Below are 18,508 nucleotides of genomic sequence, written 5' to 3'. Positions count from 1 at the left end.
TGCCAAATGAGTCTGATAACGCCGGGCAGTCTACCCCGGTTAGACGTCCAGCATCTTGCCGATGAACATACCGCGCTGGCGGTCAACGGCCTGGATCTGTTTTATGGTGACAAGCAGGTGCTGCACAATATTTCCCTGCGTATTCCCAAACACCGGGTGACAGCGCTGATCGGCCCTTCAGGCTGCGGTAAGTCGACGCTGTTGCGCTGTTTTAACCGGATGAACGATCTGGTGGATCGCTGCCGGATTGACGGCGAACTGCAGCTTAATGGCGAAACCATTTCAGGCCCGCAGATTGACGTTGCCGCTTTGCGGCGGCGCGTGGGTATGGTATTCCAGCGGCCAAACCCGTTCCCGAAATCGATCTACGAAAACGTAGTCTACGGCCTGCGCTTACAGGGAGTTCGTGACAGGCGCATTCTGGATGAAGCCGTGGAGCGATCCTTACGTGCCGCTGCGCTGTGGCACGAGGTGAAAGATCGGTTACGGGAAAATGCGTTCCGTCTCTCCAGCGGCCAACAACAGCGGTTGGTGATTGCACGGGCGATCGCGGTTGAACCGGAAGTGTTGCTGCTCGATGAGCCGACCTCTGCGCTGGATCCGATTTCCACCTTAACCATCGAGGAATTGATTTCGGTGCTGAAACAGCGCTACAGCGTGGTGTTGGTGACCCACAACATGCAGCAGGCTGCACGGGTTTCCGACTATACGGCGTTTATCCACCAGGGGACGCTGGTGGAATATAACGATACCGACGCGATTTTCACTTCGCCACGCCAACGCCGTACAGAGGATTACATCACTGGCCGCTATGGCTGACGGGCGAGAGGCTTAATTGGCATGCTTGCTCGGCTGTGGGGTCGGTTGTTCCTGCTGTTCAGGTTCAACCTTTTTCAGTGCGGTCACTTTTGCCTGAGCGGGCTGGGCTTGAGGAGGCGTTTTTTGCATCAGTTGGGATTGGCCAATAAACAGGCCGCCTTTCTCGATGGAGATTTCGTCGGCGAAAATATCACCGCGCATGCTACCCTTCGGCTGGATTGACAGCGAGTCGGCGAAGCAACGGCCTTCAACGGGGCCATTGATCATGATCTGCTGGGCACGGATCTCGCCTTTGACATGACCGCTGGTTTCAATGCGCACCATGTGGCTGCAAATGATGTTTCCCTCAACCCGGCCTTCGACAATGATATTGCCATCGCCTTCGATCACACCGGTGAACAGCGCACCATTGGAGATAAAGGTGTCCTTCTTGGCACGGATTGGCTTGATGGCGTCGGCAACTTCAGGCAGGGCGTTTGGCTCAGAGTGAGCAGCCGGCTGAGGTTCAGGCTGATCGATCAGCTCCTGCGCTTTTTCCTCATTAACAGCTTTATTTTTCTTGTTGAATGACAGCATTTGATTCGTCCTTGTTATTTTGTAGATAAACGCCAGCGTTGCCAACAGTGCCAGAACCAAGGCGGCCAGCAGCGCGCGTTTTAAGTAGATACCGGTGAAGCTGATCCCTGTCAGCCAGAGAACGATGGACAACGTCCATAATCCCCATATACACCATAATAAGTTGTAATTACGCATGTTTTTCAGGCCGTTTGAAGTCCATTCGCCGCGAAAGTGCGGGATGCCAGGCGGCAGCCAGCGTGACGGTTCCTGTAGGGCTATCCGTAGTGCTCGGGATGATACCTAATATTGTCGCCTAATTCACCACTCGGTTGGCCAACCCGAGTCTATAGCCATGCAGAAATTAATTTATTATTTGTATGATTCACGATAATGAATTGATTTTTTAAATATATTAGCGTCGAGTGGACATAAACTATTAACTAGCTCAAACGTACAAGATTTCCTGTTGATCTTCATCTATCTGTCATCAGGGGGGATATTCATCGCCCCCTGCTTTCAACTTACTTCATCAGAGGCTTATCACCAGACTGGGCAGTCTTGAACTTCGCTAAATACTGTGGCTGGAAGATGCACATGCGCAGCACGGTGCGGTAAGCGCCGCTAACGAAGAATTCGTCAATCAGTTCGCCTTCGACCTCAAAGCCCAGCTTGCTGTAAATATGGATCGCCTTCGGGTTTTCTTTATCGACGATCAAATACAGCTTATACAGGTTAAGTACCGAGAAGCCGTAGTCCATCGCCAGTTTGGCTGCGGTGCTGGCGTAGCCTTTGCCTTGATGAGCCGGATCGATGATGATCTGGAATTCGGCACGGCGGTGGATATGGTCGATCTCTACCAGTTCAACCAGCCCGACCTTGGCTCCTTCATGCTCGATGATAAAACGCCGTTCGCTCTGGTCGTGAATGTGTTTATCGTACAGATCGGAAAGCTCGACAAAGGCTTCATAAGGTTCTTCGAACCAGTAGCGCATGACGCTGGCGTTGTTATCCATCTGGTGAACAAACGCCAGATCTTCCCGCTCCAGCGGGCGTAGCCTGACGTTGGTGGTGCTCGACATACATTCTCCTCGGTTCATTAATCTGGCAAAAGTATAACCTCAGGAGCTGATTGAAGGCCAAAAAAAACGGTACCGTGAAAGGCACCGTTTAGATTGCGGTTAAATTGCGGGTCAGTCGGCGGCATAACCTTGTGCTGACAGGCGTTCACCATCCAGCCAGGCAGCGTTATCGCGCATTGCCAGCCGCCCTTCGATAAACCAGCTCACCACCAGCGGGTATAGGGTGTGTTCCTGGGTCTGCACACGCTCAATGACCTCATCTTCCTCGTCACCGGGGAAGATCGGCACTTTGGCTTGCAGGATCACCGGGCCACCGTCGAGCTGCTCCGTGACGAAATGCACCGAAGTGCCATGTTCGGCGTCGCCGTTGTCGATAGCCTGGCGATGGGTATGCAACCCGGGGTATTTCGGCAGCAGGGAAGGGTGGATATTCAGCATACGCCCGGCATAGTGCTGCACAAAGGCGTTGCTGAGAATGCGCATATAACCGGCCAACACCACCAAATCGGGTTGGTATTGGTCGATAGCTTGCGCCAGCGCGGCGTCAAAGGCTTCGCGATCGGCAAAGTCTTTGGCATCCAGCGCTTGAGCGGCAATGCCAGCTTCCTCGGCACGCTGCAGGCCATATGCCTGCGCGTTATTGCTGAATACCGCCACGATAGTGGCGGCGATCCGGCCCTGTTGGCAGGCGTCGATCAGCGCCTGGAGATTACTCCCCTGGCCGGAGACCAACACCACAATCTTTTTCATCACTGGATGACCACTTGTTGTTCGTCAGAAGAAGCGGTCAGTTTACCAATCTGCCAGGCTTTTTCACCCGCGGCGGTCAATATTGCGATGGCTTTTTCTACCGACTCCTGTGGTAGCGCAATCACCATACCGACACCGCAGTTAAAGGTACGGTACATTTCATGACGGCTCACGTTGCCCGCCTGCTGCAACCAGCTAAACACGGCAGGCCACTGCCAGCTCGACTCGTCGATCACCGCCTGCATCCCTTCTGGCAATACGCGTGGGATGTTTTCCCAGAAGCCGCCGCCGGTCAGGTGAGCAATCGCGTGCACTTCCACTTTCTCGATCAATTCCAGTACCGATTTGACGTAAATCTTGGTCGGCTCGAGCAGATGGTCTGCCAGCGGTTTGCCTGCCAGATCAGTGGTGGTGGGGTCGGTTTTGCTCACTTCCAGGATCTTGCGCACCAGCGAATAACCGTTGGAATGCGGGCCTGAAGCGCCCAGAGCGATCAGCGCATCACCAGACTGTACTTTGCTGCCGTCGATGATTTCTGATTTCTCAACCACGCCCACGCAGAAACCTGCGACGTCATAGTCTTCACCGTGGTACATGCCGGGCATTTCCGCGGTCTCGCCACCGACTAACGCACAGCCGGACTGTTTACACCCTTCGGCAATCCCGGTGATCACGCTGGCGGCGGTATCCACATCCAGCTTGCCGGTAGCGAAGTAATCGAGGAAGAACAATGGCTCGGCGCCCTGAACCACCAGATCGTTAACGCACATCGCCACCAGATCGATACCGATGGTGTCGTGGCGTTTTAAATCCATTGCCAGACGCAGCTTGGTACCCACGCCGTCGGTGCCGGAAACCAGTATCGGCTCGCGGTATTTCTGCGGCAACGCGCACAGGGCGCCAAAACCGCCCAGCCCACCCATGACTTCCGGGCGGCGGGTCTGTTTCACTACACCTTTGATGCGGTCTACCAATGCGTTGCCAGCATCGATATCGACACCTGCGTCTTTATAGCTGAGAGAGGTTTTGTCGGTCACTGCGCGATCCCCACGACGGTTTGCGGTTTGAGAACGGTGCTTCCGGCGGTGATGCCGGAACCAGGCGCGGCAATTCTAACAGCGCAAGCAAACGTTTGCGAGAACCATGTGAGCCCGCTCGAACTTTTCGTCTTCTATACTGTTGATCACTCTTTTGTTGATCTCGATCCGGCTATTGGTAGTGGCGTCGGAAGCAAAAGGCGGTATAATCCCGCGATTTTTTTGGCCGTCAACCACCTTAATAGGAGAAAAATGATGAAGATCGTTGAGGTGAAACACCCGCTGGTTAAGCACAAGCTTGGTCTGATGCGCGAACATGATATCAGCACCAAACGCTTTCGTGAGCTGGCTTCTGAAGTGGGTAGTTTGCTGACCTATGAAGCGACCGCCGATCTGGTAACCGAGAAAGTTACCATCGAAGGCTGGTGTGGGCCGGTTGAAGTTGAGCAGATTAAAGGGAAAAAAATTACCGTAGTGCCAATCCTGCGTGCCGGTCTGGGCATGATGGAAGGGGTACTGGAGCACGTACCGAGTGCTCGTATCAGCGTGGTTGGGGTTTATCGTGATGAAGAAACCCTGGAGCCGGTCCCATATTTCCAGAAACTGGTTTCCAACATTGACGAGCGTATGGCGCTGGTGGTTGACCCAATGCTGGCTACCGGTGGTTCGATGATCGCAACCATCGACCTGCTGAAGAAAGCCGGTTGTAGCAGCATCAAGGTGCTGGTACTGGTCGCTGCTCCTGAAGGGATCGCCGCGCTGGAGAAAGCGCATCCGGATGTTGAGCTGTATACCGCGTCGATCGATCAATGTCTGAATGACAAAGGGTACATCGTGCCTGGCCTGGGTGATGCAGGCGATAAGATATTTGGTACCAAATAATAAATAAGCCGACCTGAGAGTCGGCTTTTTAATGCCCTTTGGATTACCAACCCTGGTAATCCATTGAGCATTGATCACCAAGCCAACACAACTGATACTAACTCAGAGGAAAAACACCCCATGACCCGTCGCGCCATCGGCGTTAGTGAACGCCCGCCGCTGTTCCAGACCATCCCACTCAGCTTCCAGCATCTGTTTGCCATGTTCGGGGCCACCGTGCTGGTGCCGATCCTGTTCAAGATCAACCCGGCGACGGTGCTGTTGTTCAACGGCGTGGGAACATTGCTGTATCTGTTTATCTGTAAGGGCAAGATACCCGCCTATCTGGGTTCCAGCTTTGCGTTTATTTCACCGGTGTTGCTGCTGTTGCCGCTGGGGTATGAGGTTGCACTGGGTGGTTTTATCATGTGTGGCGTGCTGTTCTGCCTGGTCGCGCTGATCGTCAAGAAGGCCGGAACCGGTTGGCTGGACGTGATGTTTCCGCCTGCGGCGATGGGCGCAATCGTTGCCGTTATCGGTTTGGAGCTGGCGGGCGTGGCGGCCAACATGGCCGGATTGTTACCGGCGGAAGGTACCTCCGCAGACAGCACGACCATCACTATTTCACTGGTGACGCTGGGTGTTACCGTATTGGGCTCGGTGCTGTTCCGCGGCTTCCTGGCGATTATCCCGATCCTGATCGGGGTGTTGGTAGGCTATGCGCTGTCGTTCTTTATGGGCGTGGTGGATCTGACGCCAATCCGTGACGCGCACTGGTTTGCCTTGCCGACCTTCTACACGCCACGCTTTGAGTGGTTTGCCATCTTCACCATTCTGCCTGCGGCATTGGTGGTGATTGCCGAGCACGTTGGTCACCTGGTAGTCACGGCGAATATCGTCAAGAAGGACCTGCTGCGCGATCCGGGCCTCCACCGCTCAATGTTTGCCAACGGCATTTCCACCGTGATCTCCGGCTTCTTCGGCTCTACGCCTAACACCACCTATGGTGAGAACATCGGTGTCATGGCCATTACCAAGGTTTACAGCACCTGGGTGATCGGCGGAGCGGCAATTCTGGCTATTCTGCTTTCCTGCGTAGGCAAGCTGGCGGCGGCGATCCAGGTGGTACCGGTGCCGGTGATGGGCGGTGTTTCCCTGTTGCTGTATGGCGTGATTGGCGCTTCGGGTATCCGCGTATTGATCGAATCCAAGGTGGATTACAACAAGGCGCAGAACCTGATCCTGACCTCGGTGATCCTGATTATCGGCGTTAGCGGCGCGAAAGTGCATATCGGTGCGGCGGAGCTGAAAGGTATGGCATTGGCGACCATCGTCGGCGTCGGCCTGAGCTTGCTGTTCAAACTGATCAGCCTGTACCGCAAGGAAGAAGAAGTGATCGATGTGCCAGAAGAGCGACTGGACCAAAAATAATCGGCAAAGCTCTATTAGCTTGCTGGTAGAGCGGGCCTGATGGTGATTGTGCCAATATTATTCACCTTAACGGTGGGAATATTGGCTTCATGACCAGGCGATGTTCCTTGAGTGCTTCTAGGTCCACTATAGCCTGCTTGCTGTGTCTTGATAGCAAGCTATTGGCACGGATAATTGGGCAACAGTGTAGTATATCTGCCAACGGTTGCCCGGTTATAACCGATTACAATAAAAGACCGGAATGTCGGTTTCATAGATAAAGTACCCTTGCTTACCTGCCGGGCGTATGGTGTAGCCTGACAAACTGTTTATTTTAGAGAAAACATCTGGCACAAGGCGTTTTTCGACATTTTCAGGGATGGTATCTCGGGCATACTTATTGATATAGAGGGTTTTGAAAAAATACAAGCCATTATCGTCAACTTGGTAGCTGGTAATGACATCACGCCTGATAAAGTACGTGTTCTTCCCATCATAAAAGTTTGCAGTTATTGAGAATTTACCTCTGCCATCATCTTTGTCGCTGTCGCCTTTTAAATTTATTATAATGTTATAGTTTGCAACCACTTCAGGTTTTGGAACAAAAAATTTAAAATAAAGTTTAGATTCGCAAGAGATAGTCTCTGTTTTGTTATCTAAATAAAGAAAGTAATACGTTACGGCCAGTATGGCACATATTAATATTACTAATGGAATAATGACTTTAGTTTTCATAGCCAGTCCAATGATATGATTTACAATTACTTCTAGCATCACCATCAATGCGGTTGTCACATAAGAAAATTGATTCTCGTTTAATTGCAGGGTTTCCAAAGTAATACAAAGACTGGTTCCCTACGTTATTACACTCAATGTTGTGATTTTCAATTCTTGATTTAATATATAAGAGGGTGAATTTCCCATCCTCTCCGTAAATGTCACAGTTTTGATACTTCCCAATTAAGGTGTAATCGACTTCTAAAGGTTTTTTGGTGTTATAAATATAAATTGATGAGGCAATAATGAGGGTGAAAACCACCACTAAAGAATAGACGCTGCGTTTTTTTAGAAAACTTGGTTTTTTCTTGGGTAACTCATTGATTGCTAATGCAGGTTTTTCTTCCACCTGTTGATGTTGTTCTTGATGATCTTCTTGTTTTACGTATTCAACTTCATCTTGAAATGGCTCAATAGTAAATTCTTGCGGGATATTGAACCCGGATCGCGGAGTTGTTTTAATAATGTTTTTATCTAATCCCAGTGAGCAAAGGTGTTTTCTCAGGATATAGATATGTTGATATAGGGTATTAGTACCTACGATGACGCCTTTCTGTCCCCAAATGTCATCGATAAGATCATCTGGAGAGACAATTTGATGATCGGCATCAATGAGTTTCTGTAAACATTTAGCCGCAGGGTTAGAAAGCTTTACTTTTACTTCTGGCTCATTAAGGTTGAAAATTTCCCCATGATCATTATTGTAAACTATCTTTTTATCTATCAAATAGTAACCAACCATCTCAATCCTCTGAGTAATGAACGCCACCCTTAAGGATAAGATTATTCCCAGTGCATGTAAAGTCTTATCCGTATTTAGTACAATCCGCCGCAAACTCATTGCCCAATACGGGTGGGGATATAAGATGAAAAAACCGAGAGGTTTTAGGGGAGGTTACTCCGAAGTATTCTGACTGGCTACGTACGTCTTGAGCGTTCCCCCCTGCGCCACATGTGAAGTACAATCTTTATCCTGGAAGCCCCGTTTTGCTCTGCATTCGCAAATGCGTATTCTGCTGACTAAGTCGGTGTGTCCCAAAAGACTTTAAATTATCCATCATCACGCTGATAGACAACTTGGACGATTAGCCAAGCGGGCGCAGCATGCTGCGCCCATACAGAGCAATTCTGTTTATTGATTAGCGGGCTGAGCCGGTTGTTCGGTTTTACCGTCTGCTTGTTGAGCCTTATTGTCCATGCTGTTCTTGAGCTGTTCGGTTTTTGCCTTGGCCTGTTGCGCCAGATCGTTCGCTCCGTTAATCGCGTCGGCCTTGATGTTTTTGGCTTGATCGATCAGCTGCTGGCTTTGTTTGTCAGCATCCTGTTTGATTGCTGCGGCCTTGGCCTTGGCATCATCAGTGAGGGCATCCGCCTGCTTGGCGGCGTCATCTTTAATGGCGGAAGCTTGGTCCTTCAACTGTTCCGTCTGGGCCGCCGCGGCCTGCTTGATCTCTTCCGCTTTGGCCTTGGCATCGTCGGTCAGTTGATCCGCTTTCTTTTCCGCCGCATCTTTCATTTGTTCGGCACTGTCTTTGGCCTTATCCAGATGGGAATCGACCTTGGCATCATCGCAGCCCACCAGCAGTAAACCTACCATTGAGGCCAATAGCACTTTATTCCACGCTTTCACGGTCTAGCTCCTTTCGGTCATCTTCAATTTGTGCGATTTATCTTAGAACAGCTTTGCCGTATAAGACAAATTTGGCAACTAAATCGCGTTGTTCTCATGGCGGGTTCAACAGCGGTTGCTTTCTGTGGTAGACTCTTCGCGTTTTCCTGCCAGTTTTGGTTGAGGTGCTTTTCTGAATACGCCGGCACAGCTTTCACTGCCACTTTATCTACCCGATGATGAAACTTTTGCCAGTTTTTATCCGGGTGAGAACCCATCCTTATTAGCCGCGATCCAATCCGCAGTCCGTCAGGAGCATGGTAGCTACATCTATTTCTGGTCACGCGAAGGCGGGGGACGCAGCCATTTGCTGCATGCGGCCTGTGCCGAACTCTCGCAGCGTGGCGAAGCGGTAGGCTATGTGCCCTTGGATAAGCGGGCCTATTTTGTGCCCGAAGTGCTGGACGGCATGGAACAGCTGGCATTGGTCTGCATCGATAACATCGAGTGCATTGCCGGTGATGAGGAATGGGAAATGGCGATTTTCAATCTCTATAACCGCATTCTGGAAACCGGCCGCACCCGCCTGTTTATCACTGGCGATCGTCCGCCGCGCCAGCTAAATCTGCATTTGCCGGATCTGGCCTCGCGCCTGGATTGGGGGCAGATCTACAAGTTACAGCCACTGTCGGACGAAGAGAAACTACAGGCGTTGCAGCTGCGCGCCAAACTGCGTGGTTTCGAACTGCCGGAAGACGTGGGCCGTTTCCTGCTCAAGCGTCTGGATCGTGAAATGCGCACGCTGTTTATGACGCTCGATCAGCTGGATCGCGCGTCGATCACGGCACAGCGCAAGCTGACCATTCCGTTTGTGAAGGAAATTCTGGGGCTGTAGCTAGCCACTATTCCCCATTCCCACTCTTTAGACTATTCAGCCTTCGTGTAACAGCGCACTGCGGAATGACAGGATGTGCGCCTGTGCAGCACTGGCGGCCGCGTCGCTGTCCTGTGCGGCCAACGCACTGATAATCGCCCGGTGTTCATCGATAACTTCCTGCATATGCCCTTCCCGCGACAGCGTGCTGGCCCAGAAACGTTGGGCTCTGGCGTGCAGTACGCTCAGAATATCCGTCAACATGTTATTCCCGGCGATCTGCGCCAGCTCCTGATGGAATTGATGATCTAACGTCATCATCCGTACCCGGTCACGATCCAGGCTGGCGGCTTCGATCTGCTGATTCAGCGCGTTCAGTGCGGCAACCTGTGGCTGGGTGATCTTGGCACTGGCCAGGCGCATACACAGCATTTCATTGGCCAGCCGGACATCAATCAACTCTAACGCATCGTCTATCGACAGCGGCGAGACCATCACCCCTTTGCGCGGGATCACCTGCAGCAAGCCCTCATTCGCCAGACGGTGGATCGCCTGATTGATCGGCGTTCTGCCCATATCCAGCTCACCCATTACCTGCGCGGTATTGAGGTATTCACCCGGTTTGTAACTTAACGTCACCAATGCCTGCTTGAAGCGGCGGTAGGCCACTTCATTGAGTGACAAACCGGCTTCCTCTGCTACCGGGAACCCTCGATCTTCTGCGTCAATGGTCTTCACATACTACTCCTGCAAGAAGAAATTTTTAGACATGGTACACAAAAACGTCACATGGCAGTCGCTTAGTTGTTAACTGAAGATATAGTGAAATTTCACACTATTTTAACCAAAGGGATACAATTGCCATGAGGCTGACCTTTACTTTACCAGAAACCTGTAGTGCCAAGACGCTGGATGCTGACATCGATCATCTGGTCATCGCTGGCTGGACCGGTCGTGATTATAAGGCAATTCAACATCATATCCAGGAGCTGGCCGAGCTGGGCGTCCCTCAACCCAGCAGCGTCCCGCTGTTTTACCGTGTGGCGGTTAATCAACTCAGCCAAAGCGAATGCATCGAAGTGATCGGCGAGGCGACCTCTGGCGAAGCGGAACCGCTGATTTTCAGCCATGGCGGCGAACTGTATGTCTCATTAGCGTCCGATCATACCGATCGTCAGTTGGAAGTACACAGCGTAGCACTGTCCAAGCAGATCTGCGTTAAACCGGTAGCACGTGCTGCCTGGCCGTTACACGAAGTGAGCGATCACTGGGACTCCTTGATCTTGCGTTCATGGATAAAGGAAAACGGCGCGTTTCAGCTTTATCAGCAGGGGACTCTCGCCAGCCTGCGCACCCCCGGTGACTTGCTCGAACGCTATCTGAGCGGGCAGCAACTGCCAGAAAGTGGCATGACGCTCCCCCAGCTACCGAGTGACGGCTTGGCAATGACCTGCGGCACGGTGGCGGCGATCGGGGGGATCCGGCCATCAGCCGAGTTCCGTATGGAACTGGTGGATGAGGTGTTGGGGCGCACCATTGCCCATAGCTATCGCAGTATCGAACTGCCGGTGGTGGCGTGATGGCTAAGTTAACGCTTGTGCAGGCCGTCGCCGGGTTGGCCAGTGGAGAGTTTACCTCTAGGCAGTTGATCGCCGATGCCTTGGCGAAAATCGCCGATCCGCAGGGGGAAGGGGAGCGAACTTTTACTCAGGTGTATGCCGATTGGGCACAACAGCAGGCGCTGGCGGCCGACCAACGTCGCGCGGCAGGCAAACCGTTGTCTCCATTGGATGGCGTGCCGATCTCAATCAAAGACCTGTTTGACGTGAGTGGACAGGTGACTACTGCCGGTTCTCGGGTGCTGGCCGGTGCTGCGGTGGTCAAGAAGCACGCTGCGATAGTGGAGCGTCTGTTGCAGGCGGGAGCGGTGGTGATCGGTAAAACCAACATGACCGAGTTTGCCTACTCCGGGCTGGGTATCAATCCGCATTTTGGCACTCCAGCTAACCCCTGGGATCGCGCTACCCAGCGTATACCCGGTGGCTCATCTTCCGGTGCGGCGGTCGCGGTAGCCGACGGTATGTGCTGCGGTGCAGTTGGCAGTGACACCGGGGGATCGGTGCGTATTCCGGCCGCTTTCTGTGGTTTGACCGGCTATAAGCCTACCGCCCGTCGAATTGCCAGCGGTGGACTGCTGCCGTTGTCACCTTCGCTGGACTCAATCGGGGTGATTGCTCATGACGTTGCCAGCTGTATCGCATTGGATGCGGCAATCGCCGAACAAGCGCTACGGCCTGAGTCACAATCCTTGGCGCAGGCACGTTTTGCCGTTCCGCAAACGCTAGTGCTGGATGGGTTGGACGAAGAGGTTGCAGAGGCGTTTCAGCGTGCCTTGAAACGTTTGGCTCAGGCCGGTGCGCGGATTGAAGCTATCCCTTGCAGTGAATTTGCCGAATTGGCGGAGATCAACGCTGCGGGTGGTTTTACCGCACTGGAGTCTTGGCATTGGCACCAGTCGTTGATTGCTGAAAATGCCGAGGGTTATGACCCGCGAGTGCTGTCACGCATTCGTCGTGGCCAGCCGTTGGGCGAGAGCGATCTTCAGCAGCTACGGCAGTTGCGTGCCAGTTGGCAACAGCGGGTGACGGCCAGGGTGCAGGGCTTTGACGCCTTGTTGATGCCAACCGCGCCGCTGATAGCACCACTCCTTGCCGAACTGGCAGAGGACGACGAAGCCTACTTCCGTGCCAACGGTGCCGCGCTGCGTAATCCTTCTGTAATCAACTTCCTCGACGGCTGTGCGTTATCACTACCCTGCCAACGGCCAGGTGAGGCCCCCGTTGGCCTGATGGTGGCCGGGTTACCCATGAATGACCAGGCGCTGCTGGGCTGGGCGCTAACGATCGAACGTTGCCTTGCCGGCGCGTAATTTTTCGGCAGGGTGCCACCTTGCCTTACTGACTCTACCAGGAGAATACCCATGACCGGTTCCCCGAACGGAATGCTGTTTGTTGCAACGGATGTCGCCGTGCAGGATGAGGCGGATTTCAATCAGTGGTACGACCGTGAACATGTAGAGGAGCGGGTGCGTGTTTCCGGTTTTCTCTCCGGTACGCGCTATCAGGCGCTACAGGGTGGGCGCAAATACCTCGGGCTGTATAAAACCGCCTCTCTGGCCAGTTTTACCTCCCAGGCCTATCGCAACGCTTTTACCCAACAGACGCCGTGGTCGGTTGCCTGCCTGGGAAAGATGCGCGATCCCATGCGCCGGGTTTGCACGGTTGAAGCCGTCACCGGCCAGGGCAGTGGTAGCCATCTGAGCATCATCACGCTGGCAGTGAGTGAGCAGGATGTTCTGAAAAACGATGTTAAGCACATGGGTTCCGTGTTGGCTGAACAGCCGGGCTTTGTGCGCAGCAGCCTGCTGTTGCCAAACGCCGAGCTCAGTTCACCGCTTCCGCAAGAGTCGCGGGAAAATCGTCAACTGGTACCGATGGTGTTGATCGAAAGCAGTAGCGCAGAGGCGGGGCAGCGTTTGAGTGAGCTGGCTTACCGCACGTTGAAAATCCCTGCTGGCGAGGCGGTGCATTACGCACTTGGCTGGCAACTGACCTCACAGGAGCTGGCATCATGAATACGTCGACCACTGAAACGCCGATTGTGGACTTATCGGTGAAAGATCACGCCGTCGATCCTCCTAAAACCGGCAGGCTGGCGGCAGCCAGTTCGATAGGCACCGCGCTGGAGTGGTATGACTTCACCGTTTACAACATCATGGCTGCCTTGATTTTCAACCATGTTTTCTTCCCGTCATTCGATCCGCTGGTCGGCACCATTCTGGCGTTTTCCACTTATGCGGTCGGCTATGTTTCACGGCCCATCGGCGGCATCGTGTTCGGGCATCTTGGTGACGTGCTGGGACGGCGTTTTGTGTTGGTCGCCACGTTGGTGATCATGGGCGTGACCACCACGCTGATGGGGTTACTGCCCGGCTATGCAAGTTGGGGGATTTGGAGCCCGATATTGCTGGTGGCACTGCGCTTTATCCAAGGAATTGCGCTGGGTGGGGAATGGGCTGGAGCCGTGCTGCTTTCGATGGAACACGGTAAGCCACATCAGCGTGGGCGTAACGCCTCATTTGCGCAGGTCGGCCCCTCCTGTGGTTCGCTGATTGGCACCGGGCTGATCGCGTTGGTGACCATGGCAATGTCGGCAGACGATTTCCAACAGTGGGGCTGGCGCATTCCGTTCCTGTTGAGCCTGGTGTTGGTGATCTTTGGCCTGTGGCTGCGCCGTGGGGTCGGGGAAACACCGGCGTTCCTGAAATTGGAAGCGTCGAAGGATGTTACCCATTCGCCGATCCGCGAGGTTTTCACCCAACACCCACGTTCGCTGCTGATCGCCGGTGGTTCGCGCATTGGCTCCGACGTGCTGTACGCGTTGGTGGTGGTGTTTACCCTGACTTACGTGACCACGGTGCTGAACCTGCCACGGCCACTGGCGCTGACGGCCACCATGCTGGGAGCGATCGGCAACGCGATTACCGTACCGATGTTTGGCGCCTTATCCGATCGCTTAGGCCGCCGGCCAGTGTATATCGGCGGGGCACTGGCGGGGATAGTCTGGGCTTTTGCCTTCTTCGTGTTGCTCGATAGTAGTCAGCCGGTGTTGATTTGTACCGCAGTAGTGATTGGCTTGCTGATCCATGCGGCGATGTTCGGCCCGCAGGCGGCCTTTATCACCGAACAGTTCCCGACCAGGGTGCGCTATGCTGGTTCTTCGCTGGCTTATACTCTGGCGGGGATCGTGGGGGGTGGCTTTGCGCCGTTGATCATTGCTTCGTTATTCACTTCTTTTGACAGCACGCTGGCGATATCGGCCTACGTTGTGCTGGCATTGCTAATTACCTTGTGGGTGTTGCTAGCTGCCCGGGAAACAGCGCATAAACCGTTGTAAATACAGCAGCCGGGCGGCTGAACGCCCGGCTTGCCGTCAAGGGATCACAAGATCTCCAACACCTGCTCCGGTGGCCTGCCAATGCGGGCTTTACCGCCTTTGACCACGATTGGGCGTTCGATCAGTTTCGGATTGCTCACCATCGCTTGCAACAGTTGCTCTTCGCTCAGGATTTCATCCGCCAGTTTCAGCTCTTTGTAGAGATCTTCTTTCTTGCGCATCAATTCGCGGGCAGAAGTGAAACAAAGTTCTTGTAACAGCTTTTTCAACTCGGCGACGGAAGGCGGCGTATCCAGATACAGCACCACTTGCGGTTCGACGCCATGCTGTTCCAGCAGTGCCAGCGTCTCACGGCTCTTCGAGCAGCGTGGGTTGTGATAAATAGTGACGTTTTTCATTTTTTCTCTTTCCTTGTTCAAATCAAGTGCGTTGGAACTTGCTGAAGGTTCTTTGCAACTGACGCAGTTGGTCAATCCGCGCGTCGTAGCGAGCCTGTTTCAGGCTGCCCAGCTTTTGTAATGAGCTGGCGTTACTGAGCAAACCTATCGCCTGATCCAGACGGCCTGCCAGCGCCAGGCTTTCTGCCCGGGCGGAGAGTTCTTCATCGCGTAGACCTTGGGCAGCACTGGCCTGAGCCAGCAGATCCCAGCCGTTCGGATCGTTCGGATGGGCAAAGGTATAACGGTTGAGGATTTTTGATGCTTGAGCGGGTTGATTGCCCTCAACGTAGGCGTTCGCCAGGTTGAGCAGCAACACCGGGTTATTGCTTTGCGCCGCATTGACCGCCTCAAGGCGAGCAATGGCCTGAACGGCTTTATTCTGACCCAGATCGATGTCGGTCAGCAGGTCCAGCATCCAGACGTTTTTCGGATCCTTTGCCAGCAGTGGCTGAATAAGATTGCGCGCTTCGTCGTATTTCTTGGCTTCATAGAACAGGATCGCCCGGCCATATTTGGCGGCTATTTGCTCGCGAATGTTGCCTTTGCTGTAAGTGTCCAGCAGGTCCTCGCTCAGACCATAGCCTTCCGAGCTGTACATGCCCAGCGTACGGACCCGCGCTAGCAGATAGTCTTGGCTGGATTGCACCAACTGGCGTGGCATTTGGTTGGCGCGGTTGCGGGCATCGGAAAGCCGGCTGTCTGGCAACGGGTGCGTCAGCAGCATTTCCGGTGGTTTTGAGGCGTAGCGGGACTGATCGGCCAGCCTTTGCAAAAAGTCTGGCATCGCTTCGGGATCGAACCCCGCGCGCTGCAATACCTGAATACCGATACGGTCAGCCTCTTGTTCATTCGCTTGGGTGAAGCTGATAATCCCCTGCTGCGTTCCTGCCAGCGTACCGCTCAGCGCCGCCATGCCCATGGTTGGGTTGGCCATCGCCAGCAGGATAGAACCCAGTGCGCCCACCCAGGTCAGTGGCGCGTTGCGTTGCTGGTCTTCCATTGCGCGGGCCAGGTGGCGCTGGGTCACGTGTGAGATTTCGTGCGCCAGGACCGAGGCCAGTTGGCTCTCGTTGTCGGTTTCACGGAACAGGGCTGAGTGCAGCACCACGTTGCCGCCGAAGAAGGCAAAGGCGTTGATCTCGTCGTTACGGACTAGAAAGAAGTGGAACGGGGTGCGTACCGAATAGGCGCTGGCGACCAGCCGGTTACCCAACTGGTTGATATACTGGGTCAATAGCGGATCGTTGATCAACGGGGCGCTAGCGCGTAGCTGCCGCACGTAAAAATCGCCCATGGTCAGTTCCTGGCCGATGCTCAACGTCCCCCCTGCGGAAGTCCCCATATCCGGCAGTTGGTCTTGCGTTTGGGCGTTAACCGGCGCCAACGCAGAGGTGCAAAGCGAGCCGAGCAGCAGGACTGTTAACGCTGTTTTAGTCAACCGGATGGTCATAGTCAGGTCATTCCCTCAATAAAGTCATCAAGTAAGACGTCAGTATCAGATAAGAGTTCTTCTTCCGTGCCAGACTCTCCAGTACAATCAGCGCGAAAGTGCGTTGGCTCACAAAAATGCATTTTCAGGGGATCGTGCGCCTGAGCGGCAAAACGCTATCACATCATAGCCAGCCACAACCCACATTGAAACGCTGCACGGTGATAACCGGGCTAAAATTATTTAAAAATCATGTCATACCTGCTCGGCCGCATAGGGATTGGCGAGCCTCACCCCCCATTGATGGAATAAGGAGCAATCTCTGATGTTGGAGTTGTTATTACAGTGGTACCGACGTCGTTTCACCGATCCGCAGGCTATTGCGTTGCTGGTGATCCTGGTTGCCGGGTTCTGCATCCTTTATTTTTTTCACGGTATCTTGACCCCCTTGCTGGTGGCGCTAGTGCTTGCTTACCTGCTGGAGTGGCCTACCGCACGCCTTCAGCGCCTGGGATGTTCGCGCACCTGGGCGGCAAGTATCATGCTGATCGTGTTTGGCGGTATTGCCATGCTGTTGGTCTTCGTGGTCGCGCCAACCGCCTGGCAGCAGGGCATCAACCTGATGACCGATTTACCGGGCATGCTCAATCAGTTCTACAACTATGCGGCGACCTTGCCGACACGCTACCCGGCGCTGGTGGATGCGGGCATCATTGATATGATGGCGCAGAACCTGCGTGAGCGCCTGTCGGGCATGGGAGAATCGGTGGTGAAATTCTCACTGGCCTCACTGGTTGGGCTGCTGACGTTGGCCATTTACCTGATCCTGGTCCCTTTGATGGCGTTCTTCCTGCTGAAGGACAAAGAGCAGATGATCAATGCGGTGCGCCGTGTGCTGCCGCGCAACCGTGGGCTGGCAGGGCAGGTATGGATCGAGATGAACCAGCAGATCACCAACTATATTCGCGGCAAGGTGTTGGAGATGGTGATCGTCGGGGTGGCGACCTATCTGGTGTTCTTCATCCTGGATATGCGTTATTCCCTGCTCTTGGCGGTGTTGGTCGGCCTCTCGGTGCTGATCCCATACATCGGCGCAGTGCTGGTGACGATCCCGGTGGTGGTGGTGGCCATGTTCCAGTGGGGCATTGGTGCCGACTTCTGGACGCTGATTATCGCTTATCTGGTGGTGCAAGGGTTGGATGGCAATCTGCTGGTGCCGATCCTGTTCTCCGAGGCGGTCAACCTGCATCCGCTGGTGATCATTCTCTCGGTGATTATCTTCGGCGGTCTGTGGGGGTTCTGGGGCGTATTCTTCGCCATCCCATTGGCGACGCTGGTGAAAGCCGTGATCCACGCCTGGCCAGATGACATGCTGGTGGATGTGGGTGACGAGGTGAAGTGAGGAAATGAAGCGCAGCAACGGATGCCGCTGCGCTTTACTTTTTACTGCTGCAGGTAGTTCAGAACGATTTCGTGGTGATTGGTGGTCTTGAAATCATCGAACACTTTCTCAACCTTACCGTCGGTGCCGATCAGGAAGCTGATACGGTGAATGCCGTCATAGGTTTTGCCCATGAAGGTTTTCTCGCCCCAAACGCCAAACTGCTGAGCTACCTGATGATCTTCGTCGGATAGCAGCGTGAAATTGAGCAGTTCTTTCTCAACAAAACGCGAGAGCTTTTCGGGTTTATCGGTGCTGATGCCCAGCACTTCGACGCCCGCCTTTTTCAATTCATCCATGTTATCCCGTAACCCGCAGGCTTGCACGGTGCAACCTGGCGTCATGGCTTTGGGATAAAAGTAAACCAGTACTCGTTGTCCCTGGAAGTCGGCCAAGTTAATTTCCTCGCCATCCTGGTCGAGTAAACTAAATTTCGGCGCTGTATCACCGGCTTTCAATGGGCTCATA

Annotated in this window: 20 protein-coding genes and 1 pseudogene; 9 read left to right on the top strand and 12 right to left on the bottom strand. The window is 53.8% G+C overall.

The genetic code is table 11. The annotated features are described in order from the left end of the window. Window positions 1-6 precede the first annotated feature (6 nt). Window positions 7-819 (top strand): phosphate ABC transporter ATP-binding protein PstB, encoded by an 813-nt coding sequence (gene pstB, locus D9980_RS13090; RefSeq protein WP_065686551.1) that lies wholly within the window; start codon window positions 7-9, stop codon window positions 817-819. Window positions 820-831: 12 nt separating this feature from the next. Here pstB and D9980_RS13085 read toward each other — a convergent pair whose 3' ends face one another. From D9980_RS13085 to purM, 4 genes are all read right to left on the bottom strand, one after another. Beyond that, on the bottom strand, window positions 832-1,527 hold the full coding sequence (locus tag D9980_RS13085; RefSeq protein WP_238393714.1) for a polymer-forming cytoskeletal protein: 696 nt from the start codon (window positions 1,525-1,527) through the stop codon (window positions 832-834). Window positions 1,528-1,898: 371 nt separating this feature from the next. After that, a complete protein-coding gene (speG, locus tag D9980_RS13080; protein WP_024484910.1) occupies window positions 1,899-2,456 on the bottom strand; it encodes a spermidine N1-acetyltransferase in 558 nt (185 codons plus the stop codon). 111 nt (window positions 2,457-2,567) lie between these two features. Further along, window positions 2,568-3,206 (bottom strand): phosphoribosylglycinamide formyltransferase, encoded by a 639-nt coding sequence (gene purN, locus D9980_RS13075; RefSeq protein WP_024484909.1) that lies wholly within the window; start codon window positions 3,204-3,206, stop codon window positions 2,568-2,570. Beyond that, the gene (gene purM / locus D9980_RS13070) at window positions 3,206-4,243 is read right to left on the bottom strand and encodes a phosphoribosylformylglycinamidine cyclo-ligase (RefSeq protein ID WP_021807122.1); all 1,038 of its coding nucleotides are present in this window, start codon (window positions 4,241-4,243) and stop codon (window positions 3,206-3,208) included. The genes purN and purM overlap by 1 nt, the downstream gene beginning before the upstream one ends. Before the next feature lie 255 nt (window positions 4,244-4,498). On the opposite strand from purM, the gene upp reads away from it, so the two are divergent. Together upp and uraA are read left to right on the top strand one after the other, a co-directional pair. After that, complete coding sequence (gene upp / locus D9980_RS13065) at window positions 4,499-5,125, top strand: uracil phosphoribosyltransferase (protein WP_024484908.1); 627 nt, start codon at window positions 4,499-4,501, stop codon at window positions 5,123-5,125. A gap of 120 nt (window positions 5,126-5,245) precedes the next feature. Beyond that, the gene (uraA, locus tag D9980_RS13060; RefSeq protein ID WP_021178765.1) at window positions 5,246-6,535 is read left to right on the top strand and encodes a uracil permease; all 1,290 of its coding nucleotides are present in this window, start codon (window positions 5,246-5,248) and stop codon (window positions 6,533-6,535) included. Between the two features lie 213 nt (window positions 6,536-6,748). On the opposite strand, the gene D9980_RS13055 is transcribed toward uraA, so the two are convergent. From D9980_RS13055 to D9980_RS13045, 4 genes and pseudogenes are all read right to left on the bottom strand, one after another. Next, on the bottom strand, window positions 6,749-7,249 hold the full coding sequence (locus tag D9980_RS13055) for a hypothetical protein (protein ID WP_121607516.1): 501 nt from the start codon (window positions 7,247-7,249) through the stop codon (window positions 6,749-6,751). Beyond that, window positions 7,239-8,033, bottom strand: a complete 795-nt coding sequence (locus D9980_RS13050) for a winged helix-turn-helix domain-containing protein (protein WP_162304262.1) — start codon at window positions 8,031-8,033, stop codon at window positions 7,239-7,241. The genes D9980_RS13055 and D9980_RS13050 overlap by 11 nt, the downstream gene beginning before the upstream one ends. Before the next feature lie 153 nt (window positions 8,034-8,186). Next, window positions 8,187-8,370: pseudogene (locus D9980_RS27290) on the bottom strand (IS200/IS605 family transposase); the annotation flags it as partial. 53 nt (window positions 8,371-8,423) lie between these two features. Continuing rightward, window positions 8,424-8,921 (bottom strand): hypothetical protein, encoded by a 498-nt coding sequence (locus D9980_RS13045; RefSeq protein WP_046807980.1) that lies wholly within the window; start codon window positions 8,919-8,921, stop codon window positions 8,424-8,426. A 172-nt stretch (window positions 8,922-9,093) separates the two neighbouring features. Between D9980_RS13045 and hda the strand changes: the two genes are divergently transcribed. Beyond that, a complete protein-coding gene (hda, locus tag D9980_RS13040; protein WP_024484905.1) occupies window positions 9,094-9,795 on the top strand; it encodes a DnaA inactivator Hda in 702 nt (233 codons plus the stop codon). 36 nt (window positions 9,796-9,831) lie between these two features. On the opposite strand, the gene D9980_RS13035 is transcribed toward hda, so the two are convergent. After that, the gene (locus tag D9980_RS13035; protein ID WP_024484904.1) at window positions 9,832-10,512 is read right to left on the bottom strand and encodes a GntR family transcriptional regulator; all 681 of its coding nucleotides are present in this window, start codon (window positions 10,510-10,512) and stop codon (window positions 9,832-9,834) included. Between the two features lie 125 nt (window positions 10,513-10,637). Here D9980_RS13035 and D9980_RS13030 point away from each other — a divergent pair, with 125 nt between their 5' ends. From D9980_RS13030 to D9980_RS13015, 4 genes are read left to right on the top strand one after another with little or no spacing between them, the layout of a single operon-like run. Then, window positions 10,638-11,354: a DUF2848 domain-containing protein gene (locus D9980_RS13030; RefSeq protein ID WP_121607514.1), complete on the top strand. Its 717-nt coding sequence runs from the start codon at window positions 10,638-10,640 to the stop codon at window positions 11,352-11,354. After that, window positions 11,354-12,703, top strand: coding sequence for an amidase (locus D9980_RS13025; RefSeq protein ID WP_121607513.1), 1,350 nt, complete (start codon window positions 11,354-11,356; stop codon window positions 12,701-12,703). Before D9980_RS13030 ends, D9980_RS13025 begins: the two co-directional genes overlap by 1 nt. A gap of 51 nt (window positions 12,704-12,754) precedes the next feature. Beyond that, entirely contained in the window at window positions 12,755-13,408 is a 654-nt protein-coding gene (locus D9980_RS13020; protein WP_121607512.1) for a DUF4286 family protein, read from the top strand. Continuing rightward, on the top strand, window positions 13,405-14,730 hold the full coding sequence (locus tag D9980_RS13015; protein WP_121607511.1) for an MFS transporter: 1,326 nt from the start codon (window positions 13,405-13,407) through the stop codon (window positions 14,728-14,730). The genes D9980_RS13020 and D9980_RS13015 overlap by 4 nt, the downstream gene beginning before the upstream one ends. Window positions 14,731-14,774: 44 nt before the next feature. Here D9980_RS13015 and arsC read toward each other — a convergent pair whose 3' ends face one another. Both arsC and D9980_RS13005 read right to left on the bottom strand, forming a co-directional pair. Next, window positions 14,775-15,128, bottom strand: coding sequence for an arsenate reductase (glutaredoxin) (arsC, locus tag D9980_RS13010; protein WP_121607510.1), 354 nt, complete (start codon window positions 15,126-15,128; stop codon window positions 14,775-14,777). Between the two features lie 22 nt (window positions 15,129-15,150). Further along, window positions 15,151-16,620: a M48 family metallopeptidase gene (locus D9980_RS13005; protein WP_121607509.1), complete on the bottom strand. Its 1,470-nt coding sequence runs from the start codon at window positions 16,618-16,620 to the stop codon at window positions 15,151-15,153. 304 nt (window positions 16,621-16,924) lie between these two features. On the opposite strand from D9980_RS13005, the gene D9980_RS13000 reads away from it, so the two are divergent. Continuing rightward, on the top strand, window positions 16,925-18,001 hold the full coding sequence (locus tag D9980_RS13000) for an AI-2E family transporter (RefSeq protein ID WP_121607508.1): 1,077 nt from the start codon (window positions 16,925-16,927) through the stop codon (window positions 17,999-18,001). A gap of 41 nt (window positions 18,002-18,042) precedes the next feature. On the opposite strand, the gene bcp is transcribed toward D9980_RS13000, so the two are convergent. Beyond that, window positions 18,043-18,507 carry a thioredoxin-dependent thiol peroxidase gene (gene bcp / locus D9980_RS12995; protein ID WP_021178751.1) on the bottom strand — a complete coding sequence of 155 codons (465 nt, stop codon included), beginning with the start codon at window positions 18,505-18,507 and terminating at the stop codon, window positions 18,043-18,045. Between the last annotated feature and the right edge of the window lies 1 nt (window position 18,508).

This window comes from Serratia sp. 3ACOL1 (assembly GCF_003668775.1).
Classification (GTDB): Bacteria; Pseudomonadota; Gammaproteobacteria; order Enterobacterales; family Enterobacteriaceae; genus Chania; species Chania fonticola.
This window is presented reverse-complemented; position numbering and strand designations above follow the sequence as displayed.

Bases quoted from the DNA above. Each gene is read 5' to 3' on its own strand.
- upp (WP_024484908.1), top strand. From the start codon at position 4,499: ATGAAGATCGTTGAGGTGAAACACCCGCTGGTTAAGCACAAGCTTGGT.
- pstB (WP_065686551.1), top strand. From the start codon at position 7: ATGAGTCTGATAACGCCGGGCAGTCTACCCCGGTTAGACGTCCAGCAT.
- D9980_RS13050 (WP_162304262.1), bottom strand. From the start codon at position 8,033: ATGGTTGGTTACTATTTGATAGATAAAAAGATAGTTTACAATAATGAT.
- D9980_RS13030 (WP_121607514.1), top strand. From the start codon at position 10,638: ATGAGGCTGACCTTTACTTTACCAGAAACCTGTAGTGCCAAGACGCTG.
- D9980_RS13005 (WP_121607509.1), bottom strand. From the start codon at position 16,620: ATGACCATCCGGTTGACTAAAACAGCGTTAACAGTCCTGCTGCTCGGC.
- speG (WP_024484910.1), bottom strand. From the start codon at position 2,456: ATGTCGAGCACCACCAACGTCAGGCTACGCCCGCTGGAGCGGGAAGAT.
- D9980_RS13025 (WP_121607513.1), top strand. From the start codon at position 11,354: ATGGCTAAGTTAACGCTTGTGCAGGCCGTCGCCGGGTTGGCCAGTGGA.
- D9980_RS13020 (WP_121607512.1), top strand. From the start codon at position 12,755: ATGACCGGTTCCCCGAACGGAATGCTGTTTGTTGCAACGGATGTCGCC.
- D9980_RS13055 (WP_121607516.1), bottom strand. From the start codon at position 7,249: ATGAAAACTAAAGTCATTATTCCATTAGTAATATTAATATGTGCCATA.
- purN (WP_024484909.1), bottom strand. From the start codon at position 3,206: ATGAAAAAGATTGTGGTGTTGGTCTCCGGCCAGGGGAGTAATCTCCAG.
- bcp (WP_021178751.1), bottom strand. From the start codon at position 18,507: ATGAGCCCATTGAAAGCCGGTGATACAGCGCCGAAATTTAGTTTACTC.
- uraA (WP_021178765.1), top strand. From the start codon at position 5,246: ATGACCCGTCGCGCCATCGGCGTTAGTGAACGCCCGCCGCTGTTCCAG.
- D9980_RS13000 (WP_121607508.1), top strand. From the start codon at position 16,925: ATGTTGGAGTTGTTATTACAGTGGTACCGACGTCGTTTCACCGATCCG.
- arsC (WP_121607510.1), bottom strand. From the start codon at position 15,128: ATGAAAAACGTCACTATTTATCACAACCCACGCTGCTCGAAGAGCCGT.
- D9980_RS13015 (WP_121607511.1), top strand. From the start codon at position 13,405: ATGAATACGTCGACCACTGAAACGCCGATTGTGGACTTATCGGTGAAA.